We start from the raw sequence: 24,964 nt of genomic DNA on the forward strand, positions 1-24,964 counted from the left end.
GTTTTTAGTCTTTGATTTGCTTTACTCCCTTTGTGGTTGGAACGATTTCTTTCATCGTTCCATCTTCATTGAAGTAAGCATAATCTACACATACTGATCTTCGGAATTCTCCTCCTCCTTCGAGAGCTGCATTGTGATAGATAAAATACCAGTCACCTTTAAACTCTACCACAGCCTGGTGATTTGTTGGTGAATTAGGGACTTCATCAAACAATCTTCCTTTGTATTCCCATGGACCAGCAGGGCTATCTGACATTGCATAATCAATTACTTCAGGGAATTTCGCTGAAAATGAAAGGTAATAGGAATCATTTCTTTTATATACATAAGGCCCTTCTGTGAAAGATGGCACGTCAATTACTTCGATATCACCATCAAGCTCAATCATATTGGGCTTCAGTTTTGCATATTTCAACACGGTATTACCCCAGTACAAATGCGCGCTACCATCATCGTCTATTAATACTGCAGGATCAATGTCATCCCAAAAAATATCAGACTGCTTCGTCATGTCATTAGTAATCAAAGCAGAGCCAATAGCATCAGTATATGGACCCAAAATATGATCAGCTACAGCTACTCCAATGGCTTTACCCGGAATAGTGGCATGTTCTACTGTGACAAACCAGTAAAACTTTCCACCCTTTTCCACTACATGAGCAGCCCAGGCATCAGATTTAGCCCATTTAAAGACATCCACAGTTAATCGAGGACCGTGACTACTCCAATTCAGCATGTCTGTGGTGGAATAGACCAACCAATCATTCATCACAAAACCTTCCTTACCAGCCTCTTGCTCGTCATGTCCCATGAAGACAAATAATGTGTCATTATGCACCCACGCAGCAGGATCCGCAGTATACTTATCAGTAATTATTGGATTGCCAGCATAAACATCCGCTATCACCTCGTTTTGAGTTTCCTCTGATTTAGAAGTCTGTTGGCAATTGGTGAAAATCACCAAAGCAATCACTAACACCGAACTACTTTTTAGAATTGAATTTATCATGGATTGATTTCATTTTTATCAACAACTGGCCAACCATTTTCATCCCAATTCATATTCAGGATTTTTAGTTTGGAATGACCTCCATCTTTCACATCATAGGCATGCACTACCAGATAGTCCTTGTCATCAAATGTATAAGCACTGTTGTGACCTATTCCTGCCCAATTTTTATCTCCTTCTATCACTAAAGAACCTCCTCCCAGATCCATTCTCACTCCTTCTTTATCATAGTATGGACCTTTGATATCTGCGGATCGACCAACGACTACTTTATACGTACTGTTCTCTCCACGACAACAATAATCCCACGAGACAAACAGATAGTACATGGTATCCTTTTTGAAAATGAATGGAGCTTCAATCGCACCATCTCCAGGATTATTATCCAGCAATGAATCCGATCTATTTCGTTTAGCCAATGTTAGCCACTCTTGAGGCTCTGCAACCTTATCTCTATCGGGTACTAGTTTGACCATTTTGATCCCTCCCCAGAACGATCCAAAGTTCAGCCATGGATAGCCATCCTCATCTACAATCAAATTAGGATCAATCGCATTCCAAAAATCTCGATAAGGAACAGACTGAATGACTTGGCCATGATCCACCCATTTGTAATCTGGACTCTTAGAATCTAAAGTTTTGTTTGTTACCAACCCAATTGCAGAAGTATTCTTCGCAAATGCTGAAACGCTATAGTACAGATAATATTGACCGTCATAGAAAGATATGTCTGGAGCCCACATGTGCCCAGCGAATCCTGCCACTACTCCCTGAGTCCACTCAGGTGGCTTTCGACCGAAAATTGATTCTTCTTTTTTCCAGGATTTCATATCCTTGGAAGACCAAACTGAAATTCCCCAGCCGGTACAAAAAAGATAATAGGTATCTCCCTCTTTTATCATTACAGGATCATGAACACTAATATCTGTTTCTTGTGCGAAAGATGTCCCAACTAGAAACATCAATAGAATCAACAATACATTTTTCATAGTACGAATGGTCAAATCACCCAAAATGATTGATTGACATCCAGGAAGATGCCATGCTAAAAATTGAGAGATGGTGACCAGCACCATCTCTTATGTTATTTACAGTTACCTATTTTTTAGGCAATGCGTATTATTTGATATTCAAAACAACTACTGAGAACGCTGGAAGCTTCACAGTAATGGTATTTCCTTTTTTCTTAAATCCTTTGAACTCTGTTGGAACAATGTTGTCAGGATTTTCGAATGAATTGTAATCTTGCAATTTGTCAGAAGCTAAAATCTGACCAGTCAGTTTGCCATCTGCTGCAATTTCCAAAGTGATCTCATGAGCTTTCTCTGGGTGAATATTCACCAACGAAATATTTGTTTCACCTGCTTTAGTAGTAGAGGCCGATGCAGAAATTGCCGGTAATTTGTTTTCGCCTTCTTCAAAATAGAGCATGTCTGAAATCTCAACAGGTAACATTGTCGCATCCTGATGTACATTGTACATTTTCATCACATGATACGTAGGAGTCAAAATCATTTGCTCTTCATCAGTAAGAATCACCGCTTGCAACACATTGATGGTCTGTGCTAAATTGGCCATTCTTACTCTGTCCGCATGGTTATGGAAGATGTTTAAAGTGATCCCGGCAATCATTGCATCACGCATGGTATTTTGTTGATAAAGAGCCGTTTGTCCTTCTGGAGTATCGTACCATCCACCCCACTCATCAACAATCAAATCGATTTTTTTCTCAGGATCATACTTGTCCATGATAGCGCTATGCTTTGTTACTAACTCTTCCATGTCAATAGCATCTTTCATGGTCTCGAAATATTGGTTTCTATTGAAGTCAATGTCAGACCCTTTATCATTCCACTCAATCACCGCGTAGTTATGCAAAGCCACTCCTTCGATCATATTGTTTGGAATGTCTCTCATCAATACTTCAGTCCAATTGAAATCCCATTCGTTTGCACCAGAAGCAATTCTGAACATTCCTCCACTATTGTTCCAGTCAGTTAGGAATGTCGCGTACTGTCTGTACAAGTTAGCATAAAACTCAGGAGTCATATTACCTCCACAGCCCCACATTTCATTACCAACACCCCAGTATTTCACGTTCCAAGGTTCTTTTCTCCCGTTCTTGATTCTAAGATCAGCCATTGGGCTACCTTCAGCATGGTTTACGTACTGTACCCAGTCAGCTAGCTCTTTTACTAAACCACTACCTACATTACCTGCCAGATATGGTTCAGCTCCAAGTGCCTCACACATGTTCAAGAAATCGTGTGTACCAAAGCTGTTATCTTCGATGTATCCACCCCACCATTGGTTTACTATAGAAGGTCGTTCACTTTTTGGACCAATTCCATCCATCCAATGATAAGTATCTGCAAAACAACCTCCAGGCCATCTAAGCACAGGAACTTTCAGATCTTTTAAAGCTTCAATTACGTCAGTTCTAACCCCAGCAACATTGGGAATGGCCTGATTGTCTTCACCAACATAAAAACCGCCATAAACACATCTGCCTAAGTGCTCTGCAAAATGTCCATAGATGTTTCTGTTGATAATATGCTCCCCCTTATCAGCACTGATCTTCACAGTGGTCTGAGCAAAAAGTGAGGTACCAGATAAAATTATGGCTGCTACCGCTACAAGTTTCTTCATTTTATTCATCATTTAAGGTTCAGGTATTTCTTAGAAGTAAGTCACTTCTAAGAAACCATGAATTTAATATGATTAAGTGTATTTACTACACTAAATAATTATCAATTAACAAATTGTCCTGCATTTATACGCAAAACGGACATTGAATAAGCTGGAGCACTTAAACTAAACTCTTTTCCAGAAACCTCCACACTAGTTTCTTTTGGTTGAATATTCTGAGATTCGAAAGAGTTTTCAACATCGAAATTATCTCCCTTCAACGTGATCAGCGTACCGCTCTTAGCCAATTGATCCACACCATCTACGCTGAAACTCACATCTTGATCCGCAGCAGTTGTATTGACATATTTGACAATCAAATCACCGGTTTTCTGGTCTTTGCTAGCCGTTGCATAAAGTCCTTTCTGACCTTTAATTTCCTGACCATTCTCCTGCATGCTTACCAAATGTGTGCCTGTATTAGTCGAGAATAGTTTTTGAACATGATAATTAGGAGTAGTATAAGCTTCCAGATTGTTGAACCAAATCAAATCTGGAGTCCACTGCCAGCCCTCTGCATGCGCAAACAATGGAGCATAAGAAGTCATCGTAACCACTTTAGCATTTCGCTCCAGGCCAGTAATAAATGCAGCCTCCGAAAGTGCAGTCTCCCAGTTGTTTTTATTGTCAGGGCTAGCTACACCTACACTCTGTGAAGCGTACTCACCAACGAACAACTTAGGACCATTTCGATCGTATTTATCGTACCAATTAGCATTCTCTCTAAACCAGTCTGGATTGCGATAAAAATGCTCATCTACGATTTCTGGTTGAAGCTTACGCCATTGCTCCCATAGGTATTCAATTTCTTTTTCACCATTAGGGAAGATAGATCCGTCCGATCCTGTAGCAGCAATAATCTGCATGTCTGGGTACTTACTTTTTATAGCTTGAACCATCGGCACATATCTTTCTACATACTGTGGTCCCCACTGCTCATTTCCTACACCTATCATTTTCATATTGAAAGGCTCAGGATGTCCCATTTCTGCACGTAATCCACCCCACTTGGAGGTCACAGGTCCATTTGCAAATTCAATTAAGTCAATTGCATCCTGAATATAGGGTTCTAAATCATCCAATGGCACCAATTCTCCTGTATTGAACTGACACGCCATACCACAGTTGATGATTGGCATTGGCTCTGCTCCAAGGTCCTCCGCTAATAAGAAGTACTCATAAAAACCAACACCGAAACTCTGATAGTAATCTGGAGCTGGTCTGTGGTCAAATTCAAAATTCCATCTGTTAATTGTTGTAACACGCTCATCGATATCTCCAACTGTATTTTTCCATTGGTAGCGCTGAGACAGATCAAATCCTTCAACAATACACCCACCAGGGAAACGTAGGAATCCTGGATCCATATCTGCCAATAACTGTACAAGATCCGCTCTTAAACCTTTCTTGCGACCTTTCCAGGTGTCTGTTGGGAAAAGAGAAACCATATCTATATCAACCACACCCTCTCCTTCAAACCAAATGTTCATGGAAGCATTTGATTCCGTTTTAGTTGGAGTAAATGAAGTTTCTAACGTTTGCCATTTATTGGAAATCCCTTCAACTTTTCCTTCTCCAATTACTTTGTTTTGTGTACCAATCAACTCAATTCGAATGGCTGACACATTGCCTTCTACTGCTTTCACCTGAATACTGAAGTCATGAGGAACATTGGCTTTAATACCCATTCCTTTAAAACCTTCATTACTAAGGCCAGCACCTGAGCCTGTTTCGTCAATTTGAACTCTCAGAAATCTTGGGTTTCTCGGATTTCCAGTATTCATTGGGAGAGTTCTAACTCCTACGCCTTCATCTTTCAGGACAGTCCATCCTCGCAAGGGTTTATCAAACTCAAAAGATCTGTTTTTAACCAATTCTGCATAAAGACCTCCATCAATAGCAAAATTAATATCCTCAAAAAAGATCCCATACATAGTCGGCTGAATAGGCGCTATTACTTTAGAAGCATCAATTTGCCAGTTCACAGTACCTACAGGATTGGTGGGCGTTTTTGGTGTCTCCGCCTTTGGTGCACTACAACCAAATGCCATCGCTAGACTTCCAACTGCTAAAAGTTGATTTACTAATTTATTCATGAGTTATTTTATTCTATAGATATGACCATGAAGGCCTGATTGTACATTTGATTAGTTCGATTTTTTACCCCAGATGGATTCTCCTGTCGAATTCAATCCAGCAAAAATGAGGGTTAACACTCGGGGCTCTGCCTCCCAGTCTACCTCACGTTCTACATATAATTTCGTATCTCCGATGGTCAGTACATTATTTGAAGAATCAAATGACCATTCACCGGTAAGTGCTCCAGAAGCTTGATTATCTCCTCCAAGTGTAAGAGCGACGGAAATTTGCTGTGTCTGATACTGATAGCGAAGGGTGATCATCTCCCATTCTCCTACAAAATCATCATCTTCAAGTGTCTCTTCTGGTGCTCCAGTATATCTCTCAGGCATGACCAAAGGCCATCCATCTTCTGTCCAGCGCATTTTCCTTACATGCCCCATCATAATGGCATTACTAAAGGCATTAGCGCCAGTATTTGCTGGTAATCTTGCTTGAGATGCATAAAACCAATCTCCCGTTTCTTCTTGCTGAAATAAGGCGTTATGAGAAAAACCAACCCATCCAGAATGATTATTGAACTTGTATGGATGTGTTACAATTGGGTAAATATCCCCTCCGTCAGTCACTGTTGAGCCATTAAAGCTTTTATAAGGACCAGTTACGTTTTCAGATCTAGCAACTCTGGTGTTGTAGGCTACAGATAGTTCGTCATAAGCCATGAAAAGGTAATAGTAACCCGTTTCTGCATTGTACATAATTTCAGGTCCTTCAGATGCTTGCCATCTTGAGCCATCGGTTCGAGTGTATATTGGTGTACCCCATGATTCCTCATCGTTAATGTCAAAATCATTAAGAGGTAAACCTGTTTCTGGGTTGATCTGAATAGCTGCAATTCCACTATGCCAGGAGCCATAGAACATCCAATGCTCCCCTTCTGGAGTAACCACATAGGAAGGATCGATGGCATTGTATTTAAAATACCCGCTCCAATCACAGCAGTATGAAGATCTACTCCAATCTTTACCAAGATCAGAAACCGAACAAACTACCATGCCTTTGTCTTCCCAATCATTGGAAGAGAGGTCTGAAGTTTCCATCATTCCTATAAAAGCACGTTCGGTCCAGGTATTGTCAAAATTCGCTTCACTATTAGGCTGGCCATTTCCGATAAAATTATCAATAATGATGCAATAGTACATGCGGTAAACATTACCGACTTTTCGAACTACTGGAGCCCAATGTCCATACTGTGGATTCGCTATTGGGTCTAAACCTAAACCAGCTCTAATGTTATTAAGGGAATCCTTCACCCATGAAGGTGTTTCCGGCATGGAAGCACCTATATATGACCAATTAACTAAATCTCTTGATCGTCTTCCATGAAAGTGGCCATGCCCTACATGCGCGTTCCCATATGATGCGTTTGTCGCATACATGTAGTAATAATCACCATCAAATACCACACTAGGATCATGAACATTGGCCAAATTCCATTCCTCACGATCAGACCATGCTGATATTGATGAATAATCATCCGCATATGTCGGAATAGTATATTCCGTATTAGTTACTGTATCCTCCTCAGGCTCTTTCGTTTTAATACCAGTCGGTCCCAGATCGTCATTACAGCCAACCATCAAACCAATAGTTACAATTGATAAAACCAGTAAAATCCCTCTTCTCATTTCCCTTATCACTTATTATCCAACTTTATGATATCACTTTATTGAAAGACAAAAAACTGTTAATCAATACCTTGAATTAACACATCTACTTAAAAAACAAACTTACCGGCGAGCTGAACACTGGCCGGTAAGTAGTTTACGATCTTAATTCACCACTGGGTGAACTGTATATCCTTTTGCGAAGAAATCACCTGAATTATCCGCATTCAAATTGGCTGAATTTCCAACCAGGTTAGGGTTTTCATTCAGCGTTGATTGGAAGATTGGAAAATACTCGTGTCCAGGATTGTACGAATCATAAGAAGATGCAGCGGCTGTTGCTGCTGTTAATGCTTCCGTAGATGCAGTACCGTCCAACTTGTAGTACGCATGCTCTGTGATTTGATTCAAACGCCCCGCATCGTAGAAGAATCCCCATCTTAACAAATCAATTCCTCTACCATTTTCACAACCAAATTCTTTTGGTCTTTCCACGTTAGCAATCTGCTCAAACAAGTGATCTGCCGACGGAAAATCTGATAATTGAAGATCAGGAAGTGCTACTCTGCTACGTACTTGATTGATGTAATCAATAGCTACTTGAGTTGGTCCGTTGATTTCATTTTCGCATTCAGCAGCACGCAATAGTACATCACTATATCTCATCAATCTAAGGTTTACACCACACTGCAATCCATTCGTGATCGACGCATAGATATTGTTCCTTGCATTGGTGAATTTTGCAATGGATATACCTCCCTGAGCATTGTTTGACAATGGAGTTTGTGTGATTTCTGCTTGATACACAATGTTGCTACGCGGGTCTCCGTTTGGATAAGCAGCGGTTGGAATATCTGTGTAATTATTGTACTCATCTTCATAAGTTACCAGTGTCCAGTACAATCTTGGATCCAAACGACCATCAGTAGAATTCTCTGCTTTGAACAAGTTGTATAACCATGGAGAACCAGCCAAGTCACCCCAGCTACCTAATTCTTGTGAAGCGAAGTTACTTTCTACAGCATGTCCTTGTGTAGCATCTCTACTGATGTTTACCGGAGTCCACTCTTCATCTGTTCCACCTGTTCCGAAATCCAAAAATTGCACCTCAAAAAGGCTCTCAGCATTGTTTTCAGTTGACTCTCTAAAGTTATCTCCGTAATCAGCCATCAGCTGATACTGACCATGCTCACCATTAATAATAGCTCTTAAAATAGGGTAGGCTTCATCATATTTCTGACGGAACATCAATACTCTTGCCAGGTAACCAGCTGCAGCACCACTTGTAGCTCGTCCTCCTGCCCATTCACCGCCTTTATCGCGAGACGGTAAGATCTCCATTGCTGTTCTAAAGTCAGCTTCAATCTGATCAAATACTTCATCCTGTGTATTATTAGCAGCATACAATGAATTGATATCAGAATAAGAGTCGTAATCTGTGATCAAAGGCACTGTTTGATAGTAAGTAGCCAAGTGATAATAAGCCAATGATCTAAGGAACAATGCCTGACCTCTAATCTCATTGTAGGCCTCTTCTGACAAGTCTATCTCATCTACTTTGGATAGAACGAAATTGGTTCGGTTGACAACATGATAGTTGTCTCTCCATGGCCACTCATCTCCGATTCCTATTGTTCCTGGAGAGTTAAGGTTATCATACTCTAAGTACCACTGCTGAGACGAATTCCAAACTTCATCACCACGAACAGCATCTAAAGTATAACCTACACGAGCAAATGTTCCTTCCAAACGAACTCGATTGTAACAAGCGATTACCGCTTCTTGCAACTCTGCTTCGGTATCTCCAAAGTCAAAGGTTGTCTGACTATTAGGATTCTGAACTTCCAGCACATCATCACAAGCTGTAAAACCAGTGATAAGCGCCAACATTGTAAGAATTTTATTTAATTTTTTCATGTCTGTATCCTTTTTAGAATGAGAATTGAGCGCCAAGCATCAAGGTTCTTGGTGTTGGGTATGAAGCGTAGTTGTATCCTGGAGTGAATGTCCCTCCAGCAAAGTCTACGTTATAACCTCTGTATTTTGAGAACACGGCCAAATTCTGAGCTGTAGCGTAAACACGAGCATTCGTCACAACTCCTCCGAACCACTTATCTGGCAGGTTATAACCTAATTGCACACTCGCAATTTTCAGATAGTTGGCATTCTGGATAAATCGACTACTGAACATGTCATTGGTAATAGATCCTGATGTTCTGTAAGCTACTCTAGGCACATCAGTATCCATATTTTCTGGAGTCCAGGCATCCAAAAGATCTACACTTTTATTTAATGTTCCGTAAGAACTTCTTAAGGTCACATCTACAAAATCTACCGCTTTAAAACCAGCGGCACCGGCTGTCATGATACTTAAATCAAATCCTTTATACTCTCCACGGAAGTTCAAACCGAAAGTCACGTCAGGTAATCCACTCCCCAGATATGTTTGATCCAGATTATTGATCGTACCATCATTGTTGATATCTGCATAAGCTACATCCCCAGGTTGTGCACCTGGCTGATCTACCAGCTCATTTTCTGAATTCACACGAGTGTCTATCTCATCTTGTGACTGGAATATTCCTTCATACACATAACCATAGAAAGATCCGATTTCACGTCCCACTTCAGAAGCGGAATTTCCATCTACTTGCTGTGCGTTCAAAACTCCTAGTTTTTGAACTTCATTATTTAAAGTAGCAGCATTCGCGGTTACGTCAAATCTGAAATCATTCTGCTCGTAGTGGTAGGTTACTAAAAACTCTAGTCCTGAATTGACCATAGTAGCTGCATTCATGTTTACCACATCATTGGTAAAACCTGCCTGAGATGGTACTTGTACACCATAGTGAAGTCCTTCGGTGGTTGATTGATACCAGTCAACTGTAACCTCAATCATGTTAGAGAACAAACCTAAATCAAGTCCTACGTCAATGGTTTTCTTTCTTTCCCAACCAATGCTTTCATTGACAAAGTTTGATATCGCAGAACCGGTAACTTTCTCATTATTAAAACTGTAAGAGTAATCATTACGCTGCATCGTTGCCATATAATCATATGGACCTAAGGTAGATGTATTACCGAGCTCTCCGTAGCTACCACGTAATTTCAAAAGGTTGATAGTTGCATCTGATACTGGGAAGAAATCTTCTTGATCTAACCTCCAACCAACAGATGCTGAAGGGTAAATCCCAACGTTATCGTCTGGAGAAAGTCTACTAGAAGCATCACGCCTTACTGTTGCTGTGAACAAGTATTTTTCATCAAAGTCATATAGAATTCGACTTAAGTAAGAAAGGATATAACCCTCATTTTCGTCGCTAAAGGAAGCTGTCTCGTCTGCAGTGTTTAAGTGCAAATAATAAGGCTCAGACAAGGTATTTCCTGTTCCTCTTAAGTTTTGATACGTATCGTGCTGGAAAGTTTGCCCAATAAGTACATTTAAATGACTCTTACCAAGTCTGGTATCATAAGTCAACGTGTTTTCCACTAAAGAATTGGTATACTGCTGATTTTGTCTGGTCAACACTTCGTTGCTTTTAGTCAGGTAATTGGTAGTACTCTGAATGAAAGCAGGAACGAATGTATAGTTGTTAACACTTGTGGTATTGTAAGACAAGTTCAATTTGTAATTCAACTTGTTGTTGCTATTGTCCAGCCCCAACATATCCATGAAATCAAGGTCTACACCACCTGAAGCAACCAAACGATTAACCTTTGAATTTCTCTCTAACAAGTTGTTGGTCAACAACACGTTAGTAACACGCAAATCACCATGAATATCATCATAATAGGTTCCATATCCATAAGAGTCATAGGTGTACTCAGAAGCTGGTGAAAGTAAACCGTCCAACACCCAGGTTGATTCGTCATATGCTTTGATCGTTGGAGGTGTAATCAGCGCTGAAGCCATTACCGGGTATTGAGCACCATACAAACCCTGAACAAATTCGTTCGCATTACTCAATGCCATATTATCCTGATCACTATGGCTGTAAACTACATTGGTATTTACCTTAATGAATTTAACATCCATTGTGTTTTTGAAACGCGCAGTGTATCGGTCAAAATTAGGACCTGCACCTTCCATGGTACCTTGTTGGGTGAAGTAATCAAGTGCAATGTTATAAGTATTGTTCTCTCCACCACCAGACAAGTTGATGTTATGGTTTTGGCGAACTCCTGTTTTGAAAACCTCATCTTGCCAATCGGTATCGACTTTAGCAGATCCATCCTCATTGTACAGATAATTTTCACTAGTTGGGTCATAACCAGATGGAACGTCAATTCCACTGTTGTTATACGCCATGGTTAAATACTCGCCATACTGAGAAGCATCCATTACTTCATATATACCATCCTGCACTCTATCGAAACCAACATAACCACTGTAATCGATTTTCATTGGCTGGTTTTTTCTACCAGACTTAGTCGTGATAATCACGACACCATTCGCTGCACGAGAACCGTAAATAGCAGCAGCCGACGCATCTTTTAGTACTTGTAATGAAGCAATGTCATTAGGCGAGAAATCACGAATAGTAGTACCCATGATCACTCCATCAACAATATACAATGGATTTGTATTTCCAAATGAGCCAATACCACGAACACGCACTACTGGATCGGCACCCGGTTGTCCATCGGATGTAATAGAAACACCCGCAACTCGGCCTTGAAGCATTGATGAAATGTTGGAGTTCGATACTTTTTTCATTTCATCCGTATCAACGATAGCAACAGATCCTGTAAGGTCAACTTTGCGCTGAGCTCCATATCCAATAACTACTACCTCTCCAAGCTCCGAAATATCTAGCAACATGGTAACGCTTCCCAGGTTAGTCCTCCCTCCAACAGCAATTTCAGTACTTTGAAATCCAATGAAGGAAACAACTAATGTGGCATCTTCTGGAACAGACATGGTGAAGTTCCCATCTATATCCGAAATGGTACCATTATTCGAATCTTTTTGCTGAACAGTGGCTCCTGGAAGAGGCTCACCTGAATCGTCAACAATTTGACCTTTTACTGTAATTTCTTGTTGTTGCTCAAAAGTCATCAGGCTTTCAACACCCATGCTTTCTGCGAATGTTGCTGGCGCTATCGCCAACAATCCCAACAGTATGATATATGAATATTTCATTTTTTAATGTTTTTAGCTGAGTGATTAATCAACAAGTACGAGGTAAGCCCCTTCTATCACAAGTGCACAGTTTAGATCTGAACTATCCACTGTTATTCCTGCATATTCCTGGAAGTGAGTTTCGCCAGTAGCATATGTCACATCATATCGAATGTCCGCAGTGTTATCACCATGGTTCGTCACAGTTATCACCACTTTAGATCCGCTGATGTTCGCTCCAAAAATGTCAAAGTTCCAATCATTAGCTAGAGTGGCAGTACCATATCCATCACCCCATCCAAAATTATCCATTCTAACAACTGCATATTCGGTTAAGTCAGCCTTACGAAGAATCGTACTTGGACTGTGCCAGTTATTCAAACCATTGGAATAGGTGTACATTGTAAGTGTTCTGGTAGCTCCAGAAGCCACATTAAAATCTTCAGAGAATGCTGTCCACCAGGCTGTGGAGAAATCTGTTGCACCAACCTGAGCAGTACCTTTAGTCAATGTAATAGGAACTGTAGTTGTCACCGTACCACTTGCCCCAACATAGGATACCTCCACATTCTGCGTGCCTTCTGTTGCGCTAATTGTACTAATTTCCAAATTACCAATTGGAAGAACACCAGTGGAACCATCTACATAGGTTGCGGTTACTTCCATACCTTTTGTATTGAACACTATAGGATCACTAGTAAAGAAGAAATATTCCGTGATATCAGGCATTGAAGTAATTTCCAGACTGGATGCAACATTGTTAACATCCAAGGTATAGTAAGCGGAAACTGCCTGAGTATAGGCTCCTAGTTTAGTCTTGCTATATGCAACCAATACTGTTTTCTCACCGACAGTCGTCATATCAGGCACTACTGTGAATGATAAATCTGCAGAATCAACCTCTACAGTTGCCCCATCAGCAAATGTCACAGATGCTACCGCACTGCCCCAGAAGTTTTCGTTTCCAATCTCAACAGATTCAGGAGCTCCAGTTACAGTCAATGTCACAGGATCATAATCCTCAATAGCAGTTACTTTTGATGGTAGTAAATAAGCTTCTTTCATTAAGAAATGGCTACCATCACAAATCAAGAAAGCATTGATGTCATCTGTAGCAGAAACAGGGTGATTGTAAGTCATCACAAGCTCAGTTCCATTCGTACCAACAGCTGTAGCTGTAACAAAAACAAAACCTGTAGCAGAATGATCAATTTCTAAAGTGACATGTGCACCTTGCATGGTGGTACGGAAGTCATTCCAAATATCATCATCACCATCCGTGTCTGGGTAATTCTGAGAAACAAGACCTAAATCAAAGTCTTCGTTTCCCCAGCCGAATGCATCAGCTCTCAAAACGAAATATTCGGCATAACCTTCACCGTCTCTATCAGCCACCTCATTGGCAACTGCAAGGTTCCAGTTATTCCAGTTATTAACACCTGTTCCATTATTGATAAATTCAAGGTGTAAAAGTTGGTTGGTAGGAACTGCGAAATAATCAGAGAAAGCAGTCCACCATGCAGCACTATTGTCTTCTGCACCTACTATAGCAGTGGCAATATTTAAAAACGTAGTGTCACCAGTATCAACACTCGCTTTAGCAGCAGCGATCGAGTCAATCTTTGCTTGTAGATCCGAAGGAGCGTCTATCTTATATATATCAACTTCTTCGCACCCAACTAAGCTAAATGCGATCAAAACTGTCGCGTACAGAGCGTACCATATCAGTTTAGTTGTTTTCATGTAATTAAATTTGATTGAGTTCATTTTTAAATTGGGGTAAGTATTGAGATTCCTATAAATCTCGATCCGAATTTCCAGCGACGTTGATCGCATGATCCGGGGAATTTTAGTGTTACTTATTCCAGCGGAACTGAAACAAGATTCGGCTTCAAGCTCTTCTTTTTAATATTTGTAATTTTCCTCATATAAAATCATTCAGGGTTAGCAAATTGATGATTTTGGATAGCAGTTTTTAACATATCCGTACTCAAATATGATGTGAAGGTTAATCTTGAGGGTGGATTTATGTCTTTAAAAGGTGGACAAACGTGCACACTTCTACTTTGGTGAAGCATTCGCAATGTTTCATGCAAACGTTTGTCATCGTCACACTAAAATGAAGATATTGATGTGAAATTATTAACCCTCCATCATATGATTATTAGCATATTCTTTCGGTGCCTGACCAAAAGTCTTACTAAATAGGCGGGAAAAATACTTAGGATCATTATATCCTACTGAATAGGCCACTTCCGAAACATTCAACTCATTCTTAGCTAGCAAAACCCGAGCTTTATTCATTCGCTGACTGTTAATGAACTCTGCTGCTGACAGCTCTGTAAGCCCAGTCAGTTTTTTATGAAGCAAGCTTCGGCTGATTCCCATCATTTCCACAAATTCCTTAACACCGAAGCCAGAGTCAGCCATGTTATCGGTCACTACTTCCAATGCACGTTCTATAAACTTCTGATCCTTAGGATTAGTAGTCACCTCTGTTGGTTGGATAGGATATTCACCTGCAAATTTCTCTCTTAACTTTTTCCTGGACTCAATCAGATTAGTCACTCTTGCTTCCAATAAATCAAAGTTGAATGGCTTGGCTAAATAATCATCTGCACCAATCTGTAAACCTTCAATTTGATTTTCTATAGCGCTTTTCGCAGTTAATAAAATGATGGGAATATGACTTGTGCTCAGACTGTTTTTGAGGGAGGCACACAATTCCAACCCATCAACATTCGGCATCATTACATCACTAATGATCAAATCTGGATTGTATTGTTCAGCTGCTTTTATTCCTACAGCACCATCTTCAGCCTCTACCACATTGAACTTCTCCCTTAATCGATGCGCCATAAACTTACGCAGGTCCTTATTGTCCTCTACCACCAATAACGTTGATTTATCCGCTTCATCGATCGCTGCCTGCTCCTCAGCAAATTCAAAATCTCCATCATCAGTAACCAAAAACTCGTTATTCAATAGAGCAACTTGTTCATGGATATTGATTCCTTCTTCATGGAATTCGGTTAACTCAGAAGAACTGTAGGCATTTTCCAAACAAGGGAATTGTACTTCGAAGGTGGAACCTTCCTTCAGCACACTTTCTACATAAATTTCGCCATGATGTGTTTTAATTAATTCCTCTGTCAGTGCAAGGCCTATTCCTGATCCACTAATTTTAAAAGCTTCTTCGGACTCAATACGATAAAATCGTTTGAAGACAAGAGGCAAATTCTCCTCACTGATACCCATTCCAGTATCTATTACTTTGATACTCAAGATTGGGCCTTTACCTCCTTCGGAATCAGAAGGTATGGACAACCGTGCCTCCTTTGCTGAAAGACCACTGACCATTAGCTTGACTTTCCCATTATTTGGCGTGTATTTGAAAGCATTAGACAGCAAATTGTACAACACATTTTCAATCTTTTGTGCGTCAAACCAAACCTCAGATGGTACCTCATGTTCTTCGAAAGTAAATTCAATGGATTTAGTTTGAGCTAAGGGTTCAAAAGCTGTAAATACGTTCTTAGAAAATGATTTGATATTTCCTTTAGCCACTTTAAGCTCCATCCTACCCTTTTCAATCTTACGGAAATCCATGATCTGATTAATCAAATGCAACAAGCGCTGTGCATTTCGATTCATGATTTCCAGGGTAGAACGAGATTCATTCGTCAACCCTCTATCACGCAAGAGTTTTTCAATTGGACCGATAATTAACGTCAATGGAGTTCTAAATTCGTGACTGATATTGGTGAAGAAGCTCAACTTCAATTGACTCACTAACTTGAGTTTATCGTTCAGTTTGATCACTTCATCTCGCTGAGTGAGGATTTCCTTATTCTGATTTTCTAATTGTTGATTTTGACCTTCAATTAACTTTTGCTTGGTTTCTAAATCATCATTATTCCTCTGAAGTTGGACGGCTTGATAGGATAATGCCTCATTCTGTTGATTGATGCGTTCAGTGCGTTCCTTCACTTGATTTTCAAGCAATCTCTTTTGCTTATTCAAGTTATAGGTACGATACCTTACATATCCAAAGAACAATAAAATGAGTCCAATCAAGCTAAAGGCTCGAAACCAAATTGTATCCCAAAAAGGCGGATCTATATGAATTGCAATTTGTCTAACAGGACCATTAAAATCACCATTACCAACAGATGTCTTCACCTTGAAAATATAGTCTCCTGGCTTTAAGTTGGTATAAGTTGCATAGCGACGATTAGATCCTACATAATTCCAATCTTTCTCAAAATTCTCCAGAATGTAAGCATAGCGAACCATCCCAGGTTCCTGGTAATTCAATGCGGAAAATTCAAAACCAAGCACTTTCTCTTTATAAGAAAGATTGATCGACTCTGCAGAATAGATGCTTTTATCAAGTACCTCTACTCCGTTATATTCTTCACCTGGCTTTACAGGTTCATTTAATAATTGAATGCTCGTTATGGTTACTTCAGAACCATTCACATCTTGTTGTATCCACTCAGGAAAAAAAGCATCCAAACCATTCATTCCTCCGAAGTACAACTTCCCTTCCTTATTCTTAAAACTTGCTGACCAGTAATATTGATTGTTTAAGAATCCATCAGCTTGAAAGTAATTCCGAATGGTACCATTTGCTGGGTTGAAACGTGAAAGCCCGTAATCTGTAGATAACCAAAGATTTTTCTGCCGATCCTCCTCTATCGTGTAAATGACTGTATTGCTCAGTCCACTTGAAAGCCCGTAAGACTCAAACCAAACAGAATCACCTTGCTGAATTAACTTGTTGATGCCTTGACCATAAGTACCAACCCAAATAGTGCCGTCAGATGCTTGTTTTAAAGAAATGACATAATTTCCACTCAGACTGGCCACATCTTCATCAGAATGTCTATAGTGTTTCACACTTATATTCGATTGAAAACCATCCGGAGATTGTAAATGGTACAACCCAAATCGTGACCCTACCCAAAGACTGTTTTCATTATCAAACAGCAAACAGCCAACGTTGGTAATTTTATAAGAAGTCTGATCTGAAAAGATGGTCTCAAATTGCTGAGACATGAGGTTATACCTTGATATTCCACCTAAGGTACCTAGCCATAAGTCCCCTTTTTTGTCTTCAATAACCGATGATATATAGCTACTAACTAACCCAGGGGGCGCCTGATAAAATTCAAACGTCCCAGTTTGATCATTAAGCTTATTTAACCCTGAACCCCAGGTACCAACCCAAAGTTCACCCTTCTTATCTCTAACTATTGATGTCACAAAATCACTTGACAATCCCAGTGCTGACCCTGGGTTAAAACGATATTGCTTGTACTTGCCTGTTGACGCATTGTAGCGATTCAACCCTCCACCCGCAGTTCCAATCCACAGGTATTTATCATCTTCATAAATACTATTAATGGTACTTACCGAAAGGCTATTTGCATTATCTGGTAAGTGTTCAAAATGCTCTATCTGATTTTGACTTGTATTGTAATAATCAACACCACCACGCTCTGTTCCTATCCAGATATTACCAGATCGATCTTTCAACAAACAATTCACAAAGTCATTGCTCAAACTATGATCGATGTTTGGATCATGTGAATGATTCGTAAAGTTCTGTTTCTCTGGATCAAACACACTCAACCCACCTAATGTGGCGAGCAATAAATGTCCATTCTCTAATTCGAGAATATCCATTACCGTACTATGTACCAATGACATAGTTTCATTGGGATCGTTGAAATAGGGTAAAAAGGTATGACTATCACTCAAATACTGGTAAAACCCAAATTCAGTCCCTATCCAGATATCTTTATTCTTCGACTCGTATACAGCCAAAACCTTGTTAGAAGCAAGTCCTGACTCATCGCCTACATTGAAATATTTAAGATCGCCTTTACTGGTAAGCAGATACAATCCTTCATCTGTCCCAATCCAAACGTTTTGCCACGAATCAACAGTTACTGTATTAACAATGGATCCTTGCAATTCGCTTCCCATTGTCAAATGACGTGTAGTTGAAACGTTTCCGCTCCTATCAGGAGACAAAAAAGTAAGCCCTTTGTCACTCGCCATGATAATGGTAGAATCTCCATAATTTGCGAAATCACGTACTTCTACCGGACCATTTAAAGTTGGAATAGCAACGTTTTTGAACCTGCTCTGCTCTGTGATGTAGATACTTAATCCGACACGATTACCAATCCACACATTACCAAAGGCATCTTCTGATAATGCATAAATGAACGTATCATCAATTCCGCTGTTCGGAGAATCGAAAACCTCAAAATCATAGCCGTTGTATCTACAGAGCCCATTCCAGGTACCCATCCATAGAAAACCTTGACTATCTTGAAGCATACAATCCACCATATTCTGCGGCAAACCATCTTCTATTGTCAGGTGCTTAAACCTGGAATTAGAAGACTGACAGATACCAGCTACCTGCAGCAAAAGCATCACTGCTGTGAATATGGAAGATTTGAACGTCATGAACGATAATAAAATAGCTAGTCAAGCAAGAATAATATACGCATACTATAGCTTTTCAGAAAGCAAACGCACATCATATATACGAGGCATGTGTTTATCTGGGATTCCTTGAATTCGAACTTCTAATAATTCTGAGGAAGGCAGATCAACATAGATTTCACCCAAACCAGCTTCAGTAACCATTTCAGAAAGTTGTGTACCATTTATCAAAACAGCAAGACCATTCTCATTGTCAGATTCGAATTGGACTCTCAAATACTTCGCTTGTTTATTCCTATTGGTCATGGTGTATGAGAACCAACCCCAGCCAGACCTCCAATAACGCTCATTACTATATCCCATCCAGGTATTTTCACCTTTGAACCCATGCTCCGATTCTGGCTGCTGTTCTCCAGGACTAACAACATCTACCGTAATTTTTCTGAGCACCATTCTTTCGGCTTCTTTTGCTGCTGTTTCAGCTACCAGTGACTCCAGTCCCGCACTGTCTACATATGGCCAGTACATCATGTAACGTGCTTCGTGTATTTGAAAAAAGGGTACTAATGACAATTCCTTATCATCACCATATAGTTGATTGATTTTTAGCTGAACCGGTGACTCCCGATTTACTTTTTCTAAAAGATTTTCTTTTGAGGAAACAATCAATGGAGCTTTATCAACTGGATAAAACTGACCATTGGCCACATGTCCCATGCGACTATCATCTGCCCAAAGACCATCCAAATCTGTACTATCAGTTACCGCCGCCATTACCACCGGACCGGAAGTAAATGCCACCCAATTAGAACCGTCAGGAAGTTGTTCAAAATCAAGACTCATTGGAAGAGAGAATTCAATCACATCCCCATCATTCCATTCACGATCCAAAACCAAATAACCATTCAATTTATGAGTAGAAACTTCGCTTCCATTCACTTGTACATCCATTTCACCGTTGATCCATGAAGGGATTCTTAGATTGATCTTGAACGATTTAGATTCCTCCAGTGAAAGCTTCAATTCACTTGATTCTGCTTCTGGAAAAGAAGTTGTTTGTGTGAGTTGAACTCCCTTGTCATTCCAATCCAATTCAGAAGCGATGAACAAATTCACAAATAAATCTTCTCGCTTGTGAGAGTAAATCAACTCGCCATATTTGGTATGATTTTCGATACCAGATCCGACACAACACCACATGGCTTGATCCGGTTGAGAATACACTCTGTAATGTCTTGGTCTAGCCGGAGTAAAGTATACAAAACCTCCATCCGGATGCTGGGAAGACAGAATGTGATTGATCTGAGCTTTTTCGTAGTAATCCAGGTATTTCACCTCTTCATCAGCTAGGAATAACTCCTTTGACAAACGCATCATGTTGTAAGTATTACATGTCTCAGGTCCCTGCTCTGAAGTCACCATAGGACGGAAATTGTCTTTGCTATGAAAGTGCTCCCTTACACTATTACCACCAATAGCAATGGAGCGATTATTCACCACCTCATCCCAGAAAAACACAGAAGCCTGATGCCAATCCTGTTTGCCAGACTCCTCAGCAACTCGCTCATAACCAATTACTTTTGGAATTTGAGTATTCGCATGCATTCCTGTTAAATGATCCTCTCCAAGCAAGAGTGGATCCAATAAAACTTTGTGGGATAACTTTTCTGCCATCTCAAGATACTTAACCTCTCCTGTTTCCTTGTACAGGTCAGCAAATACTTCATTGAGTCCTCCATGCTCGCTCTTGAGCATTAGCTGAATTTGATCGTCGGACAGATTGTTGGTCATTGTCAACCACCAGTCAGATAAAGACTTCCACATCTCTAAAGCTTCTGGTTTACTGGCATACAAATATGCATCTCGTAATCCTGCGAAGATTTTATGAATGTTGTAAAGTGGAACCCAGCGATCATTTAATGAAAAATAATCGGAACGAATGTTACCTGCAGCGATCTCTTCCCAAATAACTTTTCCATCAGGTACCCCAGACAAATAACCATTTCCGTTTGCATCTTGAGCTTTTTTCAACTCAGCTAGCATGTAATCAATTTTCTTATTAAGCTCAGGACTTCCATTTGCTGCATACATCATACTCAGAGCGGACAAATAGTGACCACCAATGTGACCATTCAAACCACTGCCTTCCCAGTTTCCATATCCTTCTTTTACAGGAGTTAAACCTGCCTCGACTAGATAAGGGGCTATCAATCGATCTACATCCATTTCAAGTATGTATTTGAGATCAGCCTCTTGAGCTCTTTTAAATGGACCATCTAACAAGCGCACTTGATTCAAATGAAATGCTTCCATTTTAGCATTTACATCTTGTTTTGGTTGACATGCACTAATAAGTACAATTGTTGCCAGAGTGTAGAATACCTTTTTCATCATTGTACCTTCATTACAAACCCACCATTCGCTTTTAAAGCAATGGAATACGTATTTTCTATGTTAATTTCTTCTTTTCTAAACTCTGGATGAACATTGCCATCTGTAATTAAATAACCTGACTTGCCGTTTAGAAAGGCTAAATCAAGTTCTATTTCCTTTGCAATTCCCTCACCGTTGATACCTGTGATAAACCAGGTTTTTCCTGATCTTCTTGCAATAACGGCCAACTTTCCTGGAAAGCCATCAATAAACTGAGTTTCATCCCATGCCGTTGGAATATCAGATAAATACGTTCTCACATAGTCAGGAACCGCATTCATGCCTTCTGGAACTTCTGCCAGATGCTGAATTCCCGACAAGAACAATGTTGGTAATGCCAATTCAAAAGCATTGGTTGTCTTACGCTTGATATTAGGAATATTAGAAAAGGCCATTGGAGTGAAATCCATTGGATCGAAAGCGTTTCTCGTATAAGGCAAGGTAGCCGCATGTGCTGGTTCATCATCTGCTGTTTCCTGAAAGAAAGTGATGAACTCAAATCCTTTAATTGCCTCTACAGTCATTAAGTGAGGATAGGTTCTTTGCCATCCTCGAGGCAAAGTAGCTCCATGAAAATTCACCAATAATTCATGTTTACCAGCATCACAAAGCATGTCATGATAATAAGCCATCATGCTTTGTCCATCTCCACCAAAAAAGTCAATTTTCACTCCTTTAATGCCCCATTCCTTTAACTTGGAGAACTCCTCTTCTCTTCGCTCATGTGTCAAGAGTTCGCTTTTTGGATGATATGGAGTGGTATTCCATGCTCCAGCAGAATTATACCACAGAATCAATCCCACATTACGCTCTGCAGCATAGGCTACCAATTCCTTCATCCTCTCTTCACCTATGGTGGTATCCCAATTCACATCTATTAGGCAATACTTCCAATTCATCTCACTGGCATAATCTATGAATTCCTTAGTCGTTTCATAATTCACAGAATTGTCCTTCAATAGTGCCCAACTCCAGCTGGCTATTCCCGGACTGACAAAGTCCTCATCACTTAGATTAATGGCTGGATCAGCTAAATCCGTACCTAAGGTAGATTCAACGATGGTTTCCAAACTTCCTATGGTAAGCACTCTCCAGGGACTGAAAGTCGGATGATAAGGAAGGTGTCCTTTGTCAGTATAAACTTCTACATCAGAAGGAAATCCAATTTTCATTGCTTTAGAAACTGTATCTGATACTAAACGACTTGCACAGTAATCAGGTCCAAGACCTGTCTCAGTGACTAAGACCCAATCTTTATCAACTTGCAATAAAGTCGGAAAAACCCATCCGGCTCCTAATGGGGAAACAGTACCAACAGGGATTCCTCTTTTATAAGGCTCTTCATAAGACGGATTGGTCTGCTCCCAACCTGTTTTAGCTACTGACATAGGTTGCGCATACATTTTAATTGTTGGAGCAAATTGAAACTCTGTCAATTCACTATTGATTATAGCTTCATTACCTTCTGGGAACTCATAGCGAAAAGCTACTCCATCATTACTGACTCTAAATATGATGATGAGTTTCTGGTTATCAGAATTAGAAACTACAACCGATTGCTCCTGGTAATCATAAACTATGTCCAACTGCTTTCCTTGATGCATCCGGTAGTTTTCTACCTTCTTCTCTAACGGAGCGATTGATACCAATTCCAGTTGATTGTCAAATGAAAACTGATCTGCCTCTACTCCAAGTAGTGATGGTTCTATCACTGTTTTCCCATTCAGCTGAACAGAATACAGCGCCTCTCCATGGTCACTCAAGAAAAATGAAGCTATGATACTTCCATCTGGACTGGCGATATTCACAGATTTATTTGTTGATTGACAGGAACTGACCAATACTATTAGGAATAAACCAAAAGCATGGAGCCAATTGGTTGTAGATTTGAATGACCAGAAGAACATAAAGCTGGGAAAAGATTATTAAATATTAAGTGTATTATTTACATTTATAAATGTAGAAAATATTATTCGTTTACAAAATCGATCTTCAATTTTAATTTTGATTGAAATGAAATTCAATAGTGGATCAATTTTGAGGATTTCACAATTTCCTAAAAACTCAAATGGTATCATTCGTTAGCAACTATCAAGATCAAACACAGCTGCTTGTAGCGGTAGACTGTATCATATTTGGATTCGACAATGATGAAGTGAAGATTCTTCTCATTAAAAGAAACTTCGAACCAGAAAAAGGCAAATGGTCGCTAATGGGTGGTTTCCTTCAGCCTAATGAAACTGCGACAAATGCTGCTAATCGAGTTTTGGAGACACTAACAGGACTACAGGATGTCTATCTGGAACAGGTTCACACTTACACCGATCCTAACCGAGATCCAGTAGAGAGAACGGTTTCCATTACATATTATGCACTGATCAAAATTGAAGATCATAATGAAGAGCTAAGCAAGCAGCATTCCGCCCATTGGTTTAGTTTAAAAGAGACACCAGAACTCATATTTGACCATCAGCAAATGGTCAATCATGCGATCAATAGATTACGCTACAAGACTTCTGTTCAACCCATTGGCTTTGAATTGCTTCCTGAAAAATTTACCATGAGGCAACTTCAAAAGCTGTATGAAACCATCTTAAATGAGGAGATTGATAAAAGAAACTTTGCTAAAAAGATCAATCAAATGGATGTTTTGATCAAATTGGAAGAGAAAGATATGAGTAGCAGTAAAAAAGGCTCATTCCTCTTTCAATTTGACAAAGACAAATATGAAAACATGGCCAAGGAAGGCTTTTCATTCAAACTCTAATTCATGAATCTGTTTGATAGACTTCATTGTCTACATCGTTTTTGGCGATATCGTCTCATCACAGAAAAAGAGTCTTTTGACTACCTTTTAAATCTTGACTTAGCCAATACCACCTGCATTGATATTGGAGCGAACAAAGGAGCATACAGTTATTGGCTTTCAAAGAAATTAGGAAAAAATGGTCAGGTGATCGCTTTTGAGCCTCAGCCTGAGCTGGCACCTTTTCTTGAAGATGTAAAACAAACATTTGACCTTCAAAACCTGACAATCATCAACAAAGCAGCTTCTAAAGAAAGTTGTAAAAAGTCGATGACCCGTAAATATGCCGGACATGGTGGTGCTCAAATAATTGAAAAAACGGAAAACGACATTTCGATTGATTGTATCACTTTAGATAGTCTCCTTGCTAATATGAAATCAACTGTGAGCTTCATTAAGTGTGACGTAGAAGGACATGAATTGGAAGTATTTCAGGGCGCAGAAAGTCTTCTTCGAATGCACCGACCAATCATACAGGTGGAGATTCATCATGAAGCCATGGTTACAGGACCGACAGTTTCGTTTCTTAAATCACTAGGTTATACGGGATGGTTTTTTAAAGGAAAGCATCGAATTCCAATAGACCATTTTGAACAGTACTCTTACCCACGCTCCGATAATCACAGGAATTATTTCTTTGAAGTCACCTATTGATTCAAATCGCAAAACCCATACCGAAATGAGTATTTTACTAC

13 protein-coding genes are annotated in these 24,964 nt (G+C 39.8%); 2 read left to right on the forward strand and 11 right to left on the reverse strand.

What is annotated here, in order from left to right:
• Positions 1 to 4: 4 nt before the first annotated feature.
• From NXS00_RS05205 to NXS00_RS05255, 11 genes are all read right to left on the reverse strand, one after another.
• Positions 5 to 1,009 (reverse strand): glycoside hydrolase family 43 protein, encoded by a 1,005-nt coding sequence (locus tag NXS00_RS05205; protein WP_258098057.1) that lies wholly within the window; start codon positions 1,007 to 1,009, stop codon positions 5 to 7.
• A complete protein-coding gene (locus NXS00_RS05210; RefSeq protein WP_258098058.1) occupies positions 1,006 to 1,998 on the reverse strand; it encodes an arabinan endo-1,5-alpha-L-arabinosidase in 993 nt (330 codons plus the stop codon). The genes NXS00_RS05205 and NXS00_RS05210 overlap by 4 nt, the downstream gene beginning before the upstream one ends.
• A 130-nt stretch (positions 1,999 to 2,128) precedes the next feature.
• Complete coding sequence (locus NXS00_RS05215; RefSeq protein WP_258098059.1) at positions 2,129 to 3,658, reverse strand: alpha-N-arabinofuranosidase; 1,530 nt, start codon at positions 3,656 to 3,658, stop codon at positions 2,129 to 2,131.
• A gap of 101 nt (positions 3,659 to 3,759) precedes the next feature.
• Complete coding sequence (locus NXS00_RS05220; RefSeq protein WP_258098060.1) at positions 3,760 to 5,793, reverse strand: alpha-L-arabinofuranosidase family protein; 2,034 nt, start codon at positions 5,791 to 5,793, stop codon at positions 3,760 to 3,762.
• 51 nt (positions 5,794 to 5,844) lie between these two features.
• Complete coding sequence (locus NXS00_RS05225; protein ID WP_258098061.1) at positions 5,845 to 7,464, reverse strand: arabinan endo-1,5-alpha-L-arabinosidase; 1,620 nt, start codon at positions 7,462 to 7,464, stop codon at positions 5,845 to 5,847.
• A 144-nt stretch (positions 7,465 to 7,608) separates the two neighbouring features.
• Complete coding sequence (locus NXS00_RS05230) at positions 7,609 to 9,360, reverse strand: RagB/SusD family nutrient uptake outer membrane protein (protein WP_258098062.1); 1,752 nt, start codon at positions 9,358 to 9,360, stop codon at positions 7,609 to 7,611.
• A 13-nt stretch (positions 9,361 to 9,373) separates the two neighbouring features.
• The gene (locus NXS00_RS05235; protein ID WP_258098063.1) at positions 9,374 to 12,586 is read right to left on the reverse strand and encodes a SusC/RagA family TonB-linked outer membrane protein; all 3,213 of its coding nucleotides are present in this window, start codon (positions 12,584 to 12,586) and stop codon (positions 9,374 to 9,376) included.
• 24 nt (positions 12,587 to 12,610) lie between these two features.
• Positions 12,611 to 14,308: a hypothetical protein gene (locus NXS00_RS05240; RefSeq protein ID WP_258098064.1), complete on the reverse strand. Its 1,698-nt coding sequence runs from the start codon at positions 14,306 to 14,308 to the stop codon at positions 12,611 to 12,613.
• 399 nt (positions 14,309 to 14,707) lie between these two features.
• A complete protein-coding gene (locus NXS00_RS05245; protein ID WP_258098065.1) occupies positions 14,708 to 19,051 on the reverse strand; it encodes a hybrid sensor histidine kinase/response regulator transcription factor in 4,344 nt (1,447 codons plus the stop codon).
• A 45-nt stretch (positions 19,052 to 19,096) separates the two neighbouring features.
• Positions 19,097 to 21,424, reverse strand: a complete 2,328-nt coding sequence (locus NXS00_RS05250) for a glycoside hydrolase family 127 protein (protein WP_258098066.1) — start codon at positions 21,422 to 21,424, stop codon at positions 19,097 to 19,099.
• Complete coding sequence (locus NXS00_RS05255; RefSeq protein ID WP_258098067.1) at positions 21,421 to 23,271, reverse strand: glycoside hydrolase family 97 protein; 1,851 nt, start codon at positions 23,269 to 23,271, stop codon at positions 21,421 to 21,423. The genes NXS00_RS05250 and NXS00_RS05255 overlap by 4 nt, the downstream gene beginning before the upstream one ends.
• A 260-nt stretch (positions 23,272 to 23,531) precedes the next feature.
• On the opposite strand from NXS00_RS05255, the gene NXS00_RS05260 reads away from it, so the two are divergent.
• Complete coding sequence (locus NXS00_RS05260; protein ID WP_258098068.1) at positions 23,532 to 24,230, forward strand: NUDIX hydrolase; 699 nt, start codon at positions 23,532 to 23,534, stop codon at positions 24,228 to 24,230.
• A gap of 3 nt (positions 24,231 to 24,233) precedes the next feature.
• Entirely contained in the window at positions 24,234 to 24,923 is a 690-nt protein-coding gene (locus NXS00_RS05265) for an FkbM family methyltransferase (protein WP_258098069.1), read from the forward strand.
• Positions 24,924 to 24,964 lie beyond the last annotated feature (41 nt).

It is taken from the genome of Marinoscillum pacificum (assembly GCF_024714495.1).
GTDB lineage: Bacteria > Bacteroidota > Bacteroidia > Cytophagales > Cyclobacteriaceae > Marinoscillum > Marinoscillum pacificum.

Bases quoted from the DNA above. Each gene is read 5' to 3' on its own strand.
- NXS00_RS05205 (WP_258098057.1), bottom strand. From the start codon at position 1,009: ATGATAAATTCAATTCTAAAAAGTAGTTCGGTGTTAGTGATTGCTTTG.
- NXS00_RS05210 (WP_258098058.1), bottom strand. From the start codon at position 1,998: ATGAAAAATGTATTGTTGATTCTATTGATGTTTCTAGTTGGGACATCT.
- NXS00_RS05215 (WP_258098059.1), bottom strand. From the start codon at position 3,658: ATGAAGAAACTTGTAGCGGTAGCAGCCATAATTTTATCTGGTACCTCA.
- NXS00_RS05220 (WP_258098060.1), bottom strand. From the start codon at position 5,793: ATGAATAAATTAGTAAATCAACTTTTAGCAGTTGGAAGTCTAGCGATG.
- NXS00_RS05225 (WP_258098061.1), bottom strand. From the start codon at position 7,464: ATGAGAAGAGGGATTTTACTGGTTTTATCAATTGTAACTATTGGTTTG.
- NXS00_RS05230 (WP_258098062.1), bottom strand. From the start codon at position 9,360: ATGAAAAAATTAAATAAAATTCTTACAATGTTGGCGCTTATCACTGGT.
- NXS00_RS05235 (WP_258098063.1), bottom strand. From the start codon at position 12,586: ATGAAATATTCATATATCATACTGTTGGGATTGTTGGCGATAGCGCCA.
- NXS00_RS05240 (WP_258098064.1), bottom strand. From the start codon at position 14,308: ATGAAAACAACTAAACTGATATGGTACGCTCTGTACGCGACAGTTTTG.
- NXS00_RS05245 (WP_258098065.1), bottom strand. From the start codon at position 19,051: ATGACGTTCAAATCTTCCATATTCACAGCAGTGATGCTTTTGCTGCAG.
- NXS00_RS05250 (WP_258098066.1), bottom strand. From the start codon at position 21,424: ATGATGAAAAAGGTATTCTACACTCTGGCAACAATTGTACTTATTAGT.
- NXS00_RS05260 (WP_258098068.1), top strand. From the start codon at position 23,532: ATGGTATCATTCGTTAGCAACTATCAAGATCAAACACAGCTGCTTGTA.
- NXS00_RS05265 (WP_258098069.1), top strand. From the start codon at position 24,234: ATGAATCTGTTTGATAGACTTCATTGTCTACATCGTTTTTGGCGATAT.